This window comes from Micromonospora sp. NPDC047793, from assembly GCF_040642635.1.
In the GTDB taxonomy this organism is placed as follows: domain Bacteria; phylum Actinomycetota; class Actinomycetes; order Mycobacteriales; family Micromonosporaceae; genus Micromonospora.
In genome coordinates, this window is record NZ_JBEYSG010000009.1 from 108,530 (window position 1) to 125,777 (window position 17,248).

Annotated in this window: 10 protein-coding genes; 6 read left to right on the top strand and 4 right to left on the bottom strand. The window is 71.0% G+C overall.

The window, feature by feature from the left end; genetic code table 11:
- Positions 1-111: 111 nt before the first annotated feature.
- On the bottom strand, positions 112-6,582 hold the full coding sequence (locus ABZ738_RS19405) for a hypothetical protein (protein WP_357214952.1): 6,471 nt from the start codon (positions 6,580-6,582) through the stop codon (positions 112-114).
- A 453-nt stretch (positions 6,583-7,035) separates the two neighbouring features.
- A complete protein-coding gene (locus tag ABZ738_RS19410; RefSeq protein ID WP_161595054.1) occupies positions 7,036-8,016 on the bottom strand; it encodes a LysR family transcriptional regulator in 981 nt (326 codons plus the stop codon).
- A gap of 225 nt (positions 8,017-8,241) precedes the next feature.
- Here ABZ738_RS19410 and ABZ738_RS19415 point away from each other — a divergent pair, with 225 nt between their 5' ends.
- The 5 genes from ABZ738_RS19415 (at position 8,242) to ABZ738_RS19435 (ending at position 12,182) form a co-directional block, all read left to right on the top strand.
- A complete protein-coding gene (locus ABZ738_RS19415; RefSeq protein WP_217705993.1) occupies positions 8,242-9,234 on the top strand; it encodes a glutamate ABC transporter substrate-binding protein in 993 nt (330 codons plus the stop codon).
- 11 nt (positions 9,235-9,245) lie between these two features.
- On the top strand, positions 9,246-9,926 hold the full coding sequence (locus ABZ738_RS19420) for an amino acid ABC transporter permease (protein ID WP_357214956.1): 681 nt from the start codon (positions 9,246-9,248) through the stop codon (positions 9,924-9,926).
- Positions 9,923-10,717, top strand: a complete 795-nt coding sequence (locus ABZ738_RS19425; RefSeq protein ID WP_357214959.1) for an amino acid ABC transporter permease — start codon at positions 9,923-9,925, stop codon at positions 10,715-10,717. The genes ABZ738_RS19420 and ABZ738_RS19425 overlap by 4 nt, the downstream gene beginning before the upstream one ends.
- A 29-nt stretch (positions 10,718-10,746) precedes the next feature.
- A complete protein-coding gene (locus ABZ738_RS19430; RefSeq protein ID WP_357214962.1) occupies positions 10,747-11,538 on the top strand; it encodes a class II glutamine amidotransferase in 792 nt (263 codons plus the stop codon).
- 77 nt (positions 11,539-11,615) lie between these two features.
- Entirely contained in the window at positions 11,616-12,182 is a 567-nt protein-coding gene (locus ABZ738_RS19435) for a DUF2087 domain-containing protein (RefSeq protein ID WP_357214965.1), read from the top strand.
- 58 nt (positions 12,183-12,240) lie between these two features.
- Here the strand turns inward: ABZ738_RS19435 and ABZ738_RS19440 are convergent, their stop codons facing one another.
- Positions 12,241-12,417: a hypothetical protein gene (locus ABZ738_RS19440; protein WP_161595041.1), complete on the bottom strand. Its 177-nt coding sequence runs from the start codon at positions 12,415-12,417 to the stop codon at positions 12,241-12,243.
- 86 nt (positions 12,418-12,503) lie between these two features.
- Complete coding sequence (locus tag ABZ738_RS19445; RefSeq protein WP_357215236.1) at positions 12,504-13,727, bottom strand: serine hydrolase domain-containing protein; 1,224 nt, start codon at positions 13,725-13,727, stop codon at positions 12,504-12,506.
- Between the two features lie 413 nt (positions 13,728-14,140).
- Here ABZ738_RS19445 and ABZ738_RS19450 point away from each other — a divergent pair, with 413 nt between their 5' ends.
- Positions 14,141-17,236 (top strand): hypothetical protein, encoded by a 3,096-nt coding sequence (locus tag ABZ738_RS19450; protein ID WP_131054584.1) that lies wholly within the window; start codon positions 14,141-14,143, stop codon positions 17,234-17,236.
- Positions 17,237-17,248: the final 12 nt, after the last annotated feature.

Genomic DNA, 17,248 nt, shown 5'->3' on the forward strand with positions numbered 1-17,248 from the left:
GTGCCGCAACGCCCACCAGGATGCCGAGGACTGCGAGGTTACCGGCGGCCACCGCGGCGTCGATCTTCGGTCGTGACGAGATTGTTGAACTCGCGGCAGAACTCTTCGACGTCAGTAGCCGCAAGACGCGATCAGCGCGGCCAGGTGGTCGAGTCGGGCTCTCGTGGACGAGAGCCGGCCGTCGCCGTGCAGGCTGGCGGCCAGCGGCGTTCCGCTCCACCAGGCCGGGTCGGTCCGCGACACCCATTCCACCCGCAGCGTCGGGTCGATCAGGCACTGCACGCTCGTGATCACGTCGTCGATGCTGCGGAGCACCGCCTCGTCGTGGTCCTGGTCGGGGACCCGTCGGGACAGCTCCAGGACGACGGCGACCGCCGTGGCGATGACACCTTCCACCCGTTGGCTCGTGCTGGTGGCGCCCGCCAGGACCAGTGCGGCGTAGTCGTCGTACGACAGGTGGCGGTCGAACACCGCGCGAAGCAGGAAGCGGCCGGCGCGGGGATCCTGCCACTCCGGCTCGCCGCGCGTCAGGTAGGCGAAGATCTGCCGGGTCGACAGCCCGGCGACCGGAGGATGCGGGCTCCACGGGTCCGCGACGGCCGGGGCGGTCGCCGTCTCAGTCGGTGGTGCGGTGTCGTCACGGGCGGCCAGCTCATGCCGCAGGAGCACGGACATCGCGGCGAGTTCCCGGGCGGCGCGGCTCTCCGCCCACATCTCCTCCAGCACCCGGTTGGCGATCCCGCGCCGCGTGCTGCGGGAGTCGACCAGCCCGAGCTCGTCGCGCACGCCTTCCGAGTCGTGCCTGATCCGATCCGCCACCTGCCACGGGCCAACCTGGTCGAGCCAGGTCAGGACGCCTCCCGGGCGCCCCTCGGCGGTCGCGGTCTGTTCGAGCGCGTCGAGCATGTCAGGGCGTACGAGCCGCTCTCCCAGCTCGTCGAGAAGGGCCTGCCGCTGCGGCCAGGTGTCGGTGGAGAGCCACCGCGCCAGGTCCCGTGGCAGCGGTGGGCGTGCCACCGTCTGGCTCGCCTCGACTGCTGCGGTCACCAGGTCGGCGGTCGGTCGTTCCCGGAACAGCTCGCGCCGGCCTCCCGCGCCGCGCAGCTCCCATACCGTGTCCAGCGCCACCCGGTCCTTGTCGACCGGTGCCGGTACTCGTCGCACGGTCACCACCGCCGCACGGTCGAGCCACGCCTCCAGCAGCGCGTCGGCGCGCAGCACCGCGACGACCACACCACGCCCGTCCCACCAGGCGAGCCGGTCCACCGCCTGACGTATCGCCGCGACGACGGAGGCGTGCTGCGGCTGTAGCCGGGGCGTGTTGACGATCACCACGTGCCGCTCTGCCTCCGCCGCCCGCACTGCCTGCGTCAGGGAGGTCAGCGCCAGCTCGTCGCGGGGTCCCGGCGGGGCACCGGCGAACCAGACCCCGTCCACGGAGGTGATCTCCTCGGGCATCAGCGGGTCGTCCTCGACAGCTTCGGCGGCGACGACCACCGCCGGACCGCCGTCGGTGCGTACCGCCGACGCGACGGACGGTGGGGCCGCCGTGGACGGCAGGTCGGCCGGGGTCTGCTCCGCGATGGTCGGGGCGTGCGGTGGCGCGACGTCCCGGGCAGGGGAGTGTGTTTCCGGCGTGCCGGGCGTGATCACGTCGGCCGGTGCCGGGGCGGGTGGGGCCTCCGTGGTGCGCAGGTCGATGTTGCCGACGACCCACCGGGTGCCGTGGGGGCCGTCGACCCGGATCACGGCGACGGCGACGACCTGGTGTCCGGGTGTGCCGAGGCCGGCGGCCGACTCCGTCGGGGTGCCGAACCGGAGGATCTCGCGTCGCTGTGCCGAGCCGCCGACGCCCTGACCGTGTGCCGCGTCGACCCCGAGGACCGGCACGGTCGGCCCGCCGGTGTTGGTGACGTCCCGGGTCAGCGGGTGGGCGTCGCCGAAGGTCATCGTCGGCGTCGTCGCCCCGGTGACGGTCGTGGTGAAGCTGTCGGTGTTGGCGTTGATGCCGTCGATGGCCACGTTGCGACTGGAGCTCGCGGGTCGGGGCGCGTAGAGCGCGAACTGCAGTGACGTACCCGGTCTGCCCGCGCGGCCCAGCAACCGGCCCACCGCGGCGGGTTCCAGCATGGTGACCCGGCCCGAGCGGACGAGGCTGGACAGGCGGACGAAGATGCCCTCCGCCGACGTCGAGTTGTGCAGCTGGTCGTCGTCGGCCAGGGACGGGTCGACTGTCCGGATCGCGTGGGCGAGCTGCGAGACGGCGTCGAAGTCGTACACGGAGAACGGTCGGCTCAGCCGCCAGGACGGTCCGGTCACCAGGTCGCGAACCGCTGCCGGGATCTCCAGGTCGATGACGACCGCGTCGGTGGGCGGCGGTACGACGGCGGTCGGGGCGGACGTGAGCAGCAGCGGCGGGACCTGCCGGTGGTCGCCGGCCGGGAGGCGAGGCGTCTCCGCCTGGCTGAAACGCAACGTGACCAGGGCCGCGAAGGCATGGGACGACTCGCCGACCGCACTCGGCGTCGGCATGTTCGGCCAGGCCCGCCGGACGAGCCGGCCCGTGGTGAGGAGCCCGGTGATCGCGGCCCGGCCCACCCGGACGACGAGTGCGTCCTCCAACGGCATCGAGCGTACGGTCACGCCGAGTGTGTAGGGGACGCGGTCGAACTGGGTGGTGACGATGGTCCGTTCCCAGGTCCGGTACTCCCGCAGGGACGTCGCGGTCTGCACACGCTGGTGTTGGGCGCCGATCGAGAGGGTGGGCTGCGTCTGGTGGCCGTACTGCTTGACGGCCGGCGAGAAGGCCACACTGTTGGCGACGACCCGGGTGACGCTCAGCTTGCTCGCACCCGGGGTCGGCAGCGAGCCGCCCTCGCCGGAGGAGTGGGCCAGGATGGTGTCCAGGCCCGCGCTGGACGAGGTCTGCCGGCCTCGCCGTGCCGCGAGCTGCGCGGCGTCCTCGACCGGCTCTGCGCGGAACTCGACCTCCACGACCCGTGGGCCGAGCCACGACCGGTGTACGAAGTGGAACGAGGCGCGGCCCTCGGGGCCGACGTTGATCAGGGTCCGCAGCCCCAGGGTGGACGTGTGGTCGGCGATCCGCGATCGGACACCGGGCAGGTATGCGGCGTTGCCGGGGCTGGTCACGCCCGGTGCCTGGGCCTCGACCAGTGCGCGGACATGGGTACGTAGCTGCGGACGTGCGCCCCGGGGGACCACTGCGGTGGCGACGCCGAACCCGAGCCTCCCGCGACCGTGCACGAACCAGGAGGGCAACGTGCGGTCGGCGATCGCGAGGGTCTGTTCCGGGTCGACCTGCGGAACGCCGGGGATCTGCCGCAGCTCCGGGTGGTTGATCAGGTCGTTCTCGACGAGCAGGAACTCCACGGCCTCGGGCAGTTCGACCGCGACCTGCCACTCGACGTACGGTCGGCCGGCGAGCGTCCCGGCCACCACGTTGCGGAGGCCCTTGGTGACCGTGACGAGATAGACGGCCGTCGCCGAGAAGCGGAACACCGAGACGTCGTTCTCCGTGGTGACCCGGAACGCCATCGTGTTGTCGCTGAACGTCGTGCGGGTGTCCGTCCGCTGGAGATGGGTGTACGTCCCGGCCGGTACGAACTGCGTGACGCTGCCGTACGTGCCGGTGAGTGTCGCCGGCAGTTCGTACCCGACGCTCTGCTCCGCCGTCTGCGACGAGCCGTCGAAGGACTGCAGCCAGCTCTCCATGTCCATGATCCCGGGCGATGGCAGGAGTCTCACGTCGGTGAGGTAGCCCTCGACCGTCACCGAGACGTCGGTGCCCGACACCATGCCGTGCCCGCCGATGTTCTCGGTCACGTACTGGTTGTTGAAGACCTGCAGGGCGTTGGCCGTCAGATGGTGGGGCGACAGTGCCGCGTGGGCCACCTCCTGCGCCATGCTCTCCGGTCGGTCCAGCGGATCGCCGATCGTCCGTCGTCGCCACCACGCCCACCCGGACCTCGCCGCCTCGCCGAGCCATCGCGCCGTGCGGGCGCCCCACGGCCAGACGGTCCCGCCCTCGGCAGCCGGGGCGTCGTCGCCGGTGGCCTCCGCCGGGGCGGGTGCCTCTGGCACCGCCACGTCGTCCCCGGGGTACGCGCCGGGCATCCGGGGGAGTACGGCGGTGGGCCGGTCGGCGGCGACCGCGTGGTGTCCGGCGCCGATCAGGGCCTTGACCAGCGCACGGATCACCCGGCTGCCCTCCACCCGGTCCACGTGCGCCAGGCTGGGCAGCCGTAGCACCCCGTCGCGGTACATCAGCTCGTCCGGTGGGTTCAGGCCGGCACGATCCTGGTCGGTGACACTCCGCGTGGCGGGATCCCGGTACGGGCGGATCTCCGCTGGTTCGGCGAGCGTGCGGTAGGTGGGTACCGCCAACGTGAACATCCCGTCCGCCTCGGTCGGCGGAGGTGTGTCACCGTGGCTCCACGAGATCTCCAGGCGCATCCGTACCGGCACCTGGAACGCGTGCGAGCCCTCGCCGGTCGGGTTGAGCGCGTACGACTCCTGCCCGAACCCGATCGTGGTGTCGGTGATGGTGGCGGGCCGGGAGAAGCGGTTGACGCCGCCGGAGAAGCCCTGCACCGGACGATCCGTCCCGGTCGTCCCGGCCGGGTTGCTGGAGGACCCGGCGACACCACCGTTCCAGCCGAACGGCGAACGGCTGCGCCCCTCACTGGCGGGCAGCGTCGAACCGGTCCAGTTCAGCGTCTGGACGTCGGGCAGGAACAGGAAGTGGACGGCTCCTGCCTGGGGCCCGTCGGTGAAACGACGCTCGGCGGACACGCGTACCTCGGCACGCTGGATCTCACCGCGGACCGGGAGTTCGAAGACGATCGGGTAGCCACCCTCGATCATCTCGTCCACGGCGCCGCGCAGTCCCACACCCGAGCGGGTCACGTCGAGCTTGCGGACGTTCACCAGGCGCTGCACCCTGGTGGCCTCGTCGGTCAGCCGGTCCAGCGTCGACTCGCCCTCGGGCGGCAGGAAGCCGTGCGCGGCGAGCCAGGTCTCGGCCGTGGCGAACAACGGCTCGGCACCGGTGACCCGTAACGGCGTGGTGGAGACGCCGATCGACCGGAGCTGCGCGATCTCGGGTGGCAGGTAGCGCGGTGTGGTGGGACGCCGGATGATCAGGTCCGCAGGTGGTACCCGCAGGATCGCCCGGTGCGCCGCGCCGGAGCCCAGCGGCGTCACCGGTTCGGGGCGGGCCGCGGCACCGGTCGCGCGGACCAGTTCGACATCGAGGACCACATCGACGCCCTGGGGGATCAGCGGCTTGCGCACCCGCAGCGAGTGCGAGGTACGCGCGCCACCACCCGATCCCAGCGTGTGTGATACCTGGTGCCGCGCTCCGATCTGCCCCCGGACGGCTCCGCCGGTCGGCTCGACACCGGGCTCAGCCGGCGTCGCCGACATGCCGAGGTTCACGAACCCGTCGACGCCGACCGCGTTGGTGACCTCGGCGGAACCGTCGACCCGCAGGATCCGCAGCACGTGCGACTCCAGCACGGCGTCCTGCGTGGCCGGACCGGTGACCTCCCGCGCGACCAGCTCGGTGCGCATCCGGAGATATCCGATCACGGCCCCGTCGTCGTCGAACAACAGCGGCGACGGGTGGCTGCCCGTCCACGCCAACGGGATGTTCGCGCGGAGGCTGTACTCGCCGAAGAACTCCCACAGGTCCCGTCTCGACGCCGACGACAACGCCGCGAGGTGCGGCCGGAACGACGCCATGACGTCGCGGAAGATCAGGTCGGCGTTCAGCACCGACTGCACGCCGAAGAGCGGCAGGTCGGTACGGAGGAGTTCCAGCGGTGCCGGTTGGGGCTGCTCCGCGTCCGGGCTTGGCGCCTCCACCAGGTGTTTCGGGAACCACACCGTCAACCGCTCGGGCGGCGGACTCTCCAGGTCGGTCCACGGCCGGTTCACGTCGTCGCCCATGCGGAGCTGCCACCGCATCCGGTAGCGGTACGGCCACGAGCGTTCGCGACTGCGCAACAGCGTCAACGCCTGCACCGCGCCGGTGACCGTCGCCGAGGTCGACGTCTGGTTGTACGTCATCGTCGGCTGCACCGTCAGCGCCACCCGCCGCAGCACGCTGTCGCTGTCAGCCGGCAACGGGTGCGAGTAGGTGAACGGCAGGCGTACGGTCCGCAGGTCGCTGGCGCTGCCGCTCTCCGCCACCTCCCACCCGCCGAACGCCCAGCGCTGGAGGGTGACGGGTGGCCCGTCGGGCATCTGTTCGATGTCGGGGTCCGCCTCCACCGGGTCGCGCAGCGACACCCGTAGCCACGGGGTCGGGCCGCCATCGGCAGCGCTCGACAGCGGCAGCCCGGTCTCGCTGCGGATCCGGGGCCACTCGGTGAGCAGGTAGTCCGAGGTGAGACGCCGTTCGAGATCCGCGCCGAAGGCGGCGTGCGTACCGCGCGTACCGGCCGCCGCCTTCACCTGCGCGAGCAGCCACCCGACGACGACCTCGGGCACCGGCGCGATGTGCTCGAGTCCCTGCATGCCGTCGAACCGCGACCCGTACCGCCGTACCGCCTCGGTCATGTCCCCGCGCGTGGCGGCGGGTCTCGACTGCTCTCCGGAACCGTCCTGTGGCGAAGTCAACCGCTGGTCCCCTTTCTAATCCGGCGGTCGGCGCGACGATTCACCGCCGGACGGCACGACCGTTCGGCCCGGCACAGCGAGGCGATCGAGGAATGATTCGTCCGCGCACGACAAATGCAGGATTCGCTGCCGAAAGAGGAGCGCGCCGTGATGTCGATGCCGCGGACGGCAGTTTCAAATGCCCGTGTACGGCTGTGCCGTCGAACTCAGACGGTGCTGCACATCCGGCGGAATTCGACGAAGCAGCGCCGAATGGGACACCTGCTTGCACTCATGCGAACAGGCTAGATCCGGCGACGGTGCGATGGTGGCAAGTGTGATCCAAAGCACCCGTTAACCTATAGGCCAAGTGGGAGTTACGGGTGTGTCCTGCCTGGTCAGAAGCGCCCGGCGCTACGCTGCCTGTAGTCCGGGACGGTCCGCGCGGACCGGGGTCGCCCGCAGGCGGCCCCGGATCGTGCGGGCGGCCGCGCGCAACTCGCGCACCGTGTGCGCCACCGGTGCCTCGCGCAGGGCCTCCGGCGAGGCCAGTGCGTAGATCCGACGGTGCGGCCAGTTGGCCAGCGGTCGCACGCGCAGCCGACTGTCGAGGTGGGCCGAGATGGCCAGCTCGTTCATGAGGGTGATGCCGACGCCGCTGGTCACGAGGTTCTGGATCGTGACGTGGTCGTCCGCGGTGGCCACCAGGCGGGGCGTGAAACGCGCCGCCGCGCAGGCGGCGAGGAAGCGCTCCCGCACGGTCTCCATGACCCACGGCTCGTCGGCGAGGTCGGCGAAGTCGACCTCGTCACCGTCGGACGTCTCCCGGGCCAGCCGGTGGTCGGCCGGCACCACGACGCACCGGCGATCGGTCATCAGGGACACGCGGCGAAGGCCGCGCTCCGCGTCGGCGGTGGCCTCGTTGGTCCAGTCGCACAGAAGGCCGATCTCGATCTTGCCGGACCGCAGGAGCTGGGCGGCCTCGGGCGGTTCGACCTGCTGCACGACGAGCTGCGGTGCGGGATCCCCGCCGTCGTCAGGCGTGCTCCGGGCGAGCCGGTCCAGCAGCGAGGGGACCAGGGTGGCGCAGCTGCTCCGGAACGCCCCCAGCCGGACGGTGTCGGCCCGCTGCTCGCTCATCGCCCTGATCTCCGACTCGGCGGCCGCGAGGGCGGTCAGCACGATCTCGGCGTGGTCGGCCAGCCGGCGGCCGGTCTCGGTCAACACGATTCCTCGTCCCGCCCGCATCACCAGGGACGCCCGGGTGGCCCGTTCGAGCAGCCGCATCTGATAACTGATGGCCGGCTGGGAATAACCGAGTGCCTTGGCGGCGGCGGTGTACGAGCCGTACCGCGCCACTTCGGCCAGGATCAGCAACTGATGCGTGTCCAACACGAGTGGAATCATAAGGATCACTTATGAATGCTCGGTGACGTTTTGATTGGACGTTCGGCGGCGTCGGCCCGATGCTTTGTCCGCAACCGAATTCGGCTGACCCCCGCTATCGGACGATGCCCCCAGATATCCGTCGGCGGCGCCGTCCTGCCCACGGCCGACCACGAGCGGCCGGCGTTCACCCACCCCCGAGTAGTCCCCGGACACACCCTCAGGAGAGACACAGTGGAACCATCGACCGTCCTGGCCGCTCGCGGCCGACGCCGGCTCGCCGGTCGACGGGCAGCCGTCCTGGCCACCGCCGTGGCACTGACCACCGCCCTCGGCGTCACCGCAGGGTGCAGCTCCGCCCCCCTGCCGGCGCCGCCCGGCACCGCCGCCGCCGACGGGGGAGCGGGCGGCGAGTCGATCGAGAAGATCCTGGCCGACGCCCCCGTCGCCGACCCGGCCGACCTGTCGGCCGGTGGCCGGGCGGCCACCATCAAGCAGGCGGGCACCCTGCGCGTCGGGGGCACCGCCACCGCCGCCCTGTTCTCGCTGAAGGACCCGACCACCGGCAAGGTGACCGGCTTCGACGCCTACCTGGCTCAACTCCTGGCCAAGTACATCACCGGGACGCCGTCGGTCGAACTGGTCCAGGTGACGGCGCAGACCCGGGAACTACTGCTGCAGAACGGCACCGTCGACGCGGTGCTGGCCACCTACACCATCACCCCGGCCCGGGCCGAGAAGATCAACTTTGCCGGGCCGTACTTCAACTCCGGCACCTCGATCCTGGTGAAGAAGTCGGAGACCGGCATCACGACGCCGTCGGACCTGGCCGGCCGGACGGTCGTGACCCAGGCCAACTCCACGGCGGTCAACACCCTCAAGCAGGTGGTGCCGGACGCGAAGCTGCTCCTGCTGGAGACCAACGACCAGTGCGTCCAGGCGCTTCGCCAGGGCCGGGCGGAGGCGTACGTGCTCGACCAGGCCATCCTGCTCGGCAACGCGCAACGCGACCCGGAGGTCAAGGTCGTCGGCCAACCGTTCACCGAGGACCCCTACGGGATCGGTCTGCCTCCCGGTGACGCGGAGTTCAAGACGTTCGTCAACGGCTGGCTGACCAAGATCGTCGAGGCCGGGCTGTGGGACCGGATCTGGAAACTGACCCTGGGCACCGCGATCGAGGGCGAACCGCCGACCCCGCCGGTCCTCGGCTCCGTGGCCGGAAGCTGAGCGTAGTCCCCGTGCCGTACGTGTCGGAGGTGGCTGGGATCCCGCTGGTCGACGGCGTGCTCAGCCACCTCGGCCGGCTGGGAGCCGGCCTCCTGGTCACCGTCGAGCTCACGGCGGCCTCGTTCGCGGGCGCGATGGTCCTGGGCACCCTGCTGGCGATCATGCGGATCGTGCCGGTGCCGTTGCTGAGGCTCTGCGCCGCGATCTACGTGCAGTTCATGCGCAACACGCCGCTGCTGGTCCTGCTGGTGCTGTTCGTGTTCGGGCTGCCCGAGATCGGGATCCTGTACGACCTGTTCTGGACGGTCACCACCGCGATGGCGATGTACGGGGCCGCGCTGGTCGCCGAGACGATCCGGTCCGGCATCCGGACCGTGCCGCTCGGTGAGGCGGAAGCGGCCCGGGCCCTGGGCATGACCACGGCACGCAGTCTGCGTCACGTCATCCTTCCGCGCGCCTTCCGCTCGATGGTCCAGCCGCTGGGGAACATCTTCATCGCCATCGCCCTGAGCAGTTCCCTCGCCGCGGCGGTCGGTGTCACCGAGCTGACCGGCGAGACCGACCTGATCAACCTGGAGTTCGCCGACGCCGGCCCGACCTTCCTGGTCAGCACGGCGCTCTACCTCATCCTGACCCTGAGCATCGGCTTCGTCACCGGGCTGCTGGAGAAGAAGGTGGCGGTCGAACGATGAGCGTGTCCGAGCAGGCCCTGTTCGACCAGCCGGGTCCCCGGGGCCGGCGATGGATCCGGCTGGCGACCATCGGCACCGCCGTACTCCTGGTCGGTCTGTTCTGGCTTGCGATCACCGAGTTCCACGCCCACGGCCAGCTCGACCCCGCCAAATGGACGATCTTCGGGCAGTGGCCCGTGATGGCCTTCCTGCTCCGGGGCCTCGCAGCCACCCTCCTGGCCGCCGGGGTCAGCGCCGTGATCGCCGCGCCACTGGGATTCCTGGTCGCGCTCGGCCGGCTGTCCCGGCGACGGGTCATCCGGTGGCCGGCGGTGGCGTACGTGGAACTGTTCCGCGCGGTGCCGATCCTGCTGCTGCTGTTCGCCTTCCTGATCCTGGCGCCTCGCTTCGGGCTACGGCTACCGATCTTCTGGCAACTGGTCGTACCGATCGTGGTCTCGAACGTGGCCGCCCTCGCCGAGATCTTCCGCGCCGGCATCCTCTCCGTCGACAGGGGACAGACCGAGGCCGGGCTCTGCGTGGGCTTGAGCCCGGCGGCCACCATGCGACTGGTGGTGCTCCCGCAGGCCCTGCGGCGCGTCGCCCCGGCGCTGGTGACGCAATTCATCCGCCTGCTCAAGGAGAGCACGCTCGGCTACGTGGTGAGTTTCCTCGAACTGCTCCACGCAGGCCGGGTGCTCGGCGAGTACACCCACGCCCTCATCCAGACCTACCTCGTGATGACCCTCATGTTCGTCGCGGTCAACGCGCTGCTGTCGTGGCTCGCCACGGTCCTGCAGCGGCGTGGCTGACCGTCCACCCTGACCCCGGGAGTATGCACATGTGCCGTCTGTTGGGTGTGGTCGGCGCGTCCGCCGGTCGCCTGACCGAGCTTCTCGCCACCGAACTACCCGGATTCACCGAACTCTCGGCCGAACACGGCGACGGCTGGGGCGTGGCCCACTGGCACGACGGTGAACTCCGCGTCGACAAGGAGCCGACGTCGGCCCGTACCAGCGAGGGATTCACCTCCACGCTGAGCCGGATCACCGCCGACGCCGCCCTGCTGCACATCAGGCTGGCCAATCCCGGGTCACCGCTCGTCCTGGCCAACACCCACCCGTTCCGGTCCGCGACGGTCGCCTTCGCCCACAACGGTGACTTCTCCCCGGCCGACGCCGTCGACGATCTGCTCGAACCGGAGATGCGTGAAGCGGTGGCCGGTACCACCGACAGCGAACGGTTCTTCCTCCTGGTCAGGCAGTTCCTGCGCCGCACCGACCCGGTGACCGCGCTCAGTTCGGCCGCCGCCGAGGTACGGCGTCACGCCACCCGGTACAGCGGCCTCAACTGCCTACTGCTGACCGAACAGTCGTTGTTCGCCTACGCGGACCACGATCCGGACTCCGCTGTCAGCCGGCGTCGTGGCCCCGGGTTCTTCCCCCTCAACTACCTCGTCGAACCCGATCGGGTGGTGGTCGCCTCGACGGGCTGGGACCAACCCACCCCGCCCTGGCACCAACTGGACCAACGGCACGTGCTCGAGGTCCGCCGCTCCGATCTGCGGGTCTCCCGACACCTGACGCGGCCCGAGTTGCCCCCGGTCGCGGCCGTGGAGAGCAGCGTTCGATGAGCACGCGCCCGGTGCCACGGTGGCCTTCCCGTTCCGCGCCGTCCGGGTCGAGGTGAGGGCGCTGGCAGAATGATCGGATGTCCGCCGAAGCCGCGCACGCCGCGGAGATCCTCACCGCGCTCGCCACTCCCGAGCGCCTCCAGGCGTTGGCCGAACTCGCCCGCCGGGGCGACGACGGGCTCACGGCCACCCAGTTGGCCCAGGCGCTGGACATCCCCGTACCGAAGGCCGGAGCGGCGCTCGCCCGGCTCCACGCGATCGGCGTGGTCACCGGCACCGGCGTCTACCGGGCCCGGCTCGACGCCCTGCGGGAGACCGCCGCCGACCTGGACCGTCAGCAGCCGATCAGCCGTCTGCTCGTGGTCTATCCGGAGCTGCGGAGCGTCTTCGTACACGGCCGGCTGACCGCCTTTCCGCCGACCCTGTCGCGGAGGTGGGAACTGCTGGCCGAGATGCTGGTCCGCTTCCTCGACCTCGACGGCCCGTGCGACGAGGACGAGATCAACCGGCGGCTCTCCGCCGTCACCGACGACGTGGCCGGTGCCCGGCGGATGCTGGTCGACGCCGGCTGGCTGGAACGCGACCGCGCCGGCACCACCTACGGCACGTCGCGCACGCTACCCGCGCGCGAGTCGTCCGCCTGATCAAGCCAGGACACAGACGTGCGGCCGGGACGGTGCTGTCCCGGCCGCACGGTGCGGATCAGATGTTGGAGATGCGGAACACGGTCGCGGCGGTGTCACCGCGCGCCGCGCGGTCTCCGGCGGCCGCCGACTCCTCCGGGGTCGCCCCACGGGCCATGGCCCTGGCCACGGCCGCGTCGCGCTGCTCTTCGATCTTCCGCCTACGCCGCTGGGTGAACCTGCTCCAGATAGACATACAGAAGATCTTCCCGATCGCCGACGGACCAAACCGGTTCACGGGCGATCATCGGATCACCCGTGAACCGTCGATGTCCGGACGGGTCAGGGCACCGCCACCACCGCGTCGGTGCCCGGCATCCGGGTCACGCTGGGCAGTTGCGGCACCGCCTGCGCCGAACGGCTGCTCACGCCGCCGGTCGGGCAGATCGCGGTGAGCACGAACGTCTGCCAGGCGATGTCGACCGGATGCGCGTCGGGCAGCCCGATCTGGTAGTGGCTGAGGTTGATCCCGGAGGACGCCTGGCGCACACCGTCCCGGCTGTGCAGTGAGTACGTCAGGTGACCGATGACCGCGCCGTCGTGACCCCAGACCTCGCCGCACGGGGTGGAGAGCGAATAGATGCCCAGACCGTAGCCACCGGCCTCGGGCATTCCCGGCACCATCGGCACTCGGGTGAGCATCTGGTCGAGGGTGGCCGGACGGAGCAGGTCACCACGGAGCAGCGCCCGGAAGAAGGTGTTCAGGTCCGCCGTGGTGGAGATCATCTCACCTGCCGCGCCGGCCCAGCTCATGTTGAACTCGCTCACGTCGCGAGCGCCGAAGGGGGCGAAGTAGGCGCCACCGTGCGGACCGCGGATCGTCGGATCGGTGCCCGGGAAGGACGTGCCGGTCAGCTTCAGCGGTCGGAGGATCCGCCGCTGCACCTCGGTCGCCGTACTGCTGCCGGTGACCGCTTCGATCAGCATTCCGGCCAGGACGTAGTTGGTGTTCGAGTAGCTGAATCCCGCGCCCGGGGCATTGGTCGGCGGCATGGCCAGACCCATGGCGACCAGCTCGGCCGGAGCGTACGTGGTGACCTGCATCCGGTTGATCGCCGCGTACGAGTCGATCATCGCGTTGGTGTAGTTGCCGATGCCGCTGGTGTGGTTCAGCAGCATCCGGACGGTGACCTGGGCGCCGGTCTCGCCCGGTACGACGTCGGGCAGCCGCTGCCCGATCGGGTCGTCCAGACCCAGTCGGCCCTCGTCGACGAGCTGGAGCACGGTGGTGGCGACGAACGTCTTGGTGATGCTGCCGATGCGGTGACGCATCTGCGGCTGCATCGGTCGTGGCTTGGTCAGGAACGCCTGGCCGGCGGCTCCCTGCCAGTCGTGTCGGCCGTCGCGCACGGCGGCCAGCGCGCCGGGCACACCGGCCTCGGGCACGGCCGCGAGCGCGGCGCGCAGCCCGGTGCGGTCCAGCTTTCCGGCGGACGCGCCGGGCTGCGCCACGGCGGAGGCGGGTACGACAGCGATCGTGGCGACCAGCGTGAGGCTGGTGGCCACCACCTTGAGTGTCCGAAGAGTGCGAGACATGGAAATAGCATCAATGTGTCCTGGTCGGTGTGCATCGTGCTCAGGCGCGAGATTCGACTCCCACTGCGGAGTGAGCCGCATTCGACCAGCGGCCTACCGCAGCACCACCGCCGCAGGTCTCGCGCATGACCCGGCACCCCGCCGGTACAGATGTCCCTGGACGCCGGGCGGTCGTCCCTGCCCTCCGGGACGTCCCGCCCACCAGCCTCGGAACGGTCAGGTTCGATGCGGCCCGGCCCGTCCGGTCCCGGTCTTGGGAGGAACACGTGGTGACGACAGCGGCGAAGGGGTCGGGCAGACCGCCCGGCCGACACGGCAGGCCCACGGGCCGCCGGGGCACCCTCGGACGGTGGTGTGCCGTCGGGATCGCGGCGGTGCTGACCGTGACCATGCACCAGACTCCGGCGCGGGCGGTCGAGCAGGTGCCGTTCGACGAGCACACCGTGCACGGTGCGCTCTTCGCTGCCGTGGTGCAGCTCCACGACAACGGTGCCGCCGGGCTCACCGACGCCCTGCTCACCGCCGAACTGCTGGACTGGCGTACGGCGAACCCGAACGCCGACGCCGCCCAGGTGGCGGCACACGCCAACGGCACCCGCGCGGCCGTCGCCACGGTGGCGCCCGACGGCAGCGGTGAGGAGCGGTCCCGCTTCGCCCTGGCGATGGCCCTGCTCGCGCGGCTGGGGGACACCCCGAGCAGCGGCGCGGTGCTCACCGGCCCGACGGTGCGGACCTTCCTGGACAGCACCGTCGGCGCCGAGGGCGCCAACGTCGTACCGGACATGCTGAACCTGGTCCGGGGCGGCTACCAGGACGCCGCGTGGAACGCGAAGTCCCGCGACGTCGTCCGCGAGACCTGGATGGAGCTGCACCGACGGGCGAAGGTGGACGACCCGCTGACCGTCGGGTGGGACGCCGCGTTCACCGGCCGCACCAAGACGGCGGTCCGCACCCCGGTGGACACGTTGCTGGCCACCCGCATCCACGAACCGCGTCCGGACGGCAACGCCGGCACGCTCGGCCACTACGTGCCGCTGACCGCCATCCGGGACGAGCGCGACGACCCGGCCGCCTTCCGCGCGCTGGTGCAGGACCGTGCCTACGCGGCGCTGGCCGTGCTGGACGCGGGCGGACGGGCCCGGGCCGACGAGGTGGTGGCCAGGGCGGCGACCTACCCGCTCAACGGCGACCCGAAGCCGACCGCGGCGGTCATCGACGAGGAGAAGCGCAAGACCGCCGAGAACAAGACGATCTTCGAGGGGCTCGGCTCCACGGTCAGCGTGCTCTCCACCGTGATGGGTTTCCACGACAAGAAGTTCGGCAAGCAGTTGGAGACGATCGGCAAGGCGATCGTCACCTCGGTCACCGCTATCAACACCTACATGACCACCGTGCTCGGCCAGGGGCTGAGCACCGCCGCCGTCGCCATGGGCACCGCGGTGCTCACCGGTAACCTGCTCGGCGCGGCGGTGAGCCTGATCGGTCTGTTCGCCGGCGGCGGCGACCCGAACGCCGCCGTGCAGGCCGAGATCGGCAAGCTCCGGGACCAGATCAACCGCCTGGCCCAGGGCATGGACCGGCGCTTCGACCGGATCGAGGCGGCGCTCGGCGAGATGTACGCCAACCTGGTCGCCCAGCTCGACGCGCTGACCCGGTCGCTGGACCAGGTCCACGCCAACCTCGGCCGGATCGCCACCCAGTTGCAGACCATCGAACGCAAGGTCGACGCGATGGCCCTCGCCACCCACGTGGCGTTGCAGAACATCGCCCGTGACCCGCTGAACACGGTCATCACCACCTACGTGCACCACAAGGAGATCACCGGGGAACCGATCCCGGACTACATCAACACGTACTTCCCGAAGGCCGAGTCGCCGACGTTCGAGTTCGCCACGCTGCGCGCCGCCGCCGAGGGCACCTTCACCGTTCCGGCCGGGACCAACACCACCGACCCGGTCTCGCAGCTCGACCTCTACCTGCCCGAAGGCTCGATCAACTACCTGACCCAGTGGGCCGGTCAGCGGGTCGGCGGCGCCTGGACCACCGGACCGGTGGCCAACGCCGCCGCCTGGAAGACCGCCGCCCGCACCTACAACATCCTGCAACTGCAGAACCCGCAGTACGCCAGGCGGATCGACACCGGGCGGGCCGAGGCGGTGGCCCTGGCCGGTGACGAGATCAACCAACGGGTCCGGCAGTTCAGCAAGCCGACCGACGACGGAGCCACCAACCCGCTGTTCACCGCGCTGGTCGACGACTACCGCACCGCCATGAACGGCTGGCGGGACCAGGCCGACAACGTCCGCCGCGCGGTGCTCTGGAACGGCAGCGACGCGATCCCCGAGTACGACATGTGGGGCAGCCCGGACCAGCAGATCGCCGCCGCCAACCGGATCAGCGAGACCGGCTCGATCGCCCCCTGCGCCGGGACTCTGGGCACCCGGGCGGTGCCGGCCACGCTGCGGCACAACACCCTGCCTAACCCGTTCCAGTTGGCCGCCCACGGCCTGCCGCCGGCCCACCGTCCCTCCTTCACGAGCTGCTACGAGGCGCAGTTCGTCAACGTGGTGGAGAACGAGGGACCCCGCTTCCACACCACCAGCGGGGACCTGCAGATCACCGTGCGGTCCCGGGTGAAGTGGGCCGGCGGCGACTGGCAGCAGGTCCGCAGCGCCACCCGGGTCTTCCCGATCGGTGTCTACTGCTCCTGGAGCGTCCGCTCGGAGATTCCCGACGGCTACTGCTACGACGAGCGCAAGTTCCTCGACGAGCGGTGGAACACCACCTATCGGACGGCCTTCGAGTCCGCCGCGATCCCGACGGTCGACGCCCAGACGGCGACCGCCCGGGCCAAGGCCGCCAGCATGCTCGCCGGCCGGCAGAAGTACTTCTACCGGGTGATGCTGGCCGGCTCCGGCACCGCCGCGCCGGACCCCGGCACCTGGGACTCGGCGAAGGCGCTGTGGCAGCAGGGCAAGAAGGTCTCCAACGCGCTGCGGCTGCTCCAGGCGTACACCGAGCTGGGTTGGGGCACTGCCCTGGAGTCCGACGACGGCCTGCGCGGTCTGCTCTTCGGCAGCCACGGTCTGCCGGCCGACTGGGCCCGGCCCCGCAGCGACGCCGACCAGTCCGCCAACCGGCACCTGCACAACGCGATGGCGCAGGCGCTGGCGAACTACGACGGCTGCACGCAGGTCGACGGATGGGACCCGTGCGGCGGCGACCGGTCCGGGTTCAACCCCCTGGCCAACCAGGGCCAGTACGGTGCCGGCTGCCCGCAGGCGACGAGCGGTGCCCCCCGTGACCCGCTCAGCGCGTGCCTGTTCGGGGCCGCCGAGCTGCGGGCCAACCAGCTCGCCGCCCGGTACGGCCACTGGTCGGGACGGGTGCACGCCGGAGCGCACGCCGAAGGGCTGCCGGACGTGACCGCGACGGTCGACATGACCCGTGCGGCCAGTCGGGCGATCCGGTTGGGCTGACCGGACGGGCCA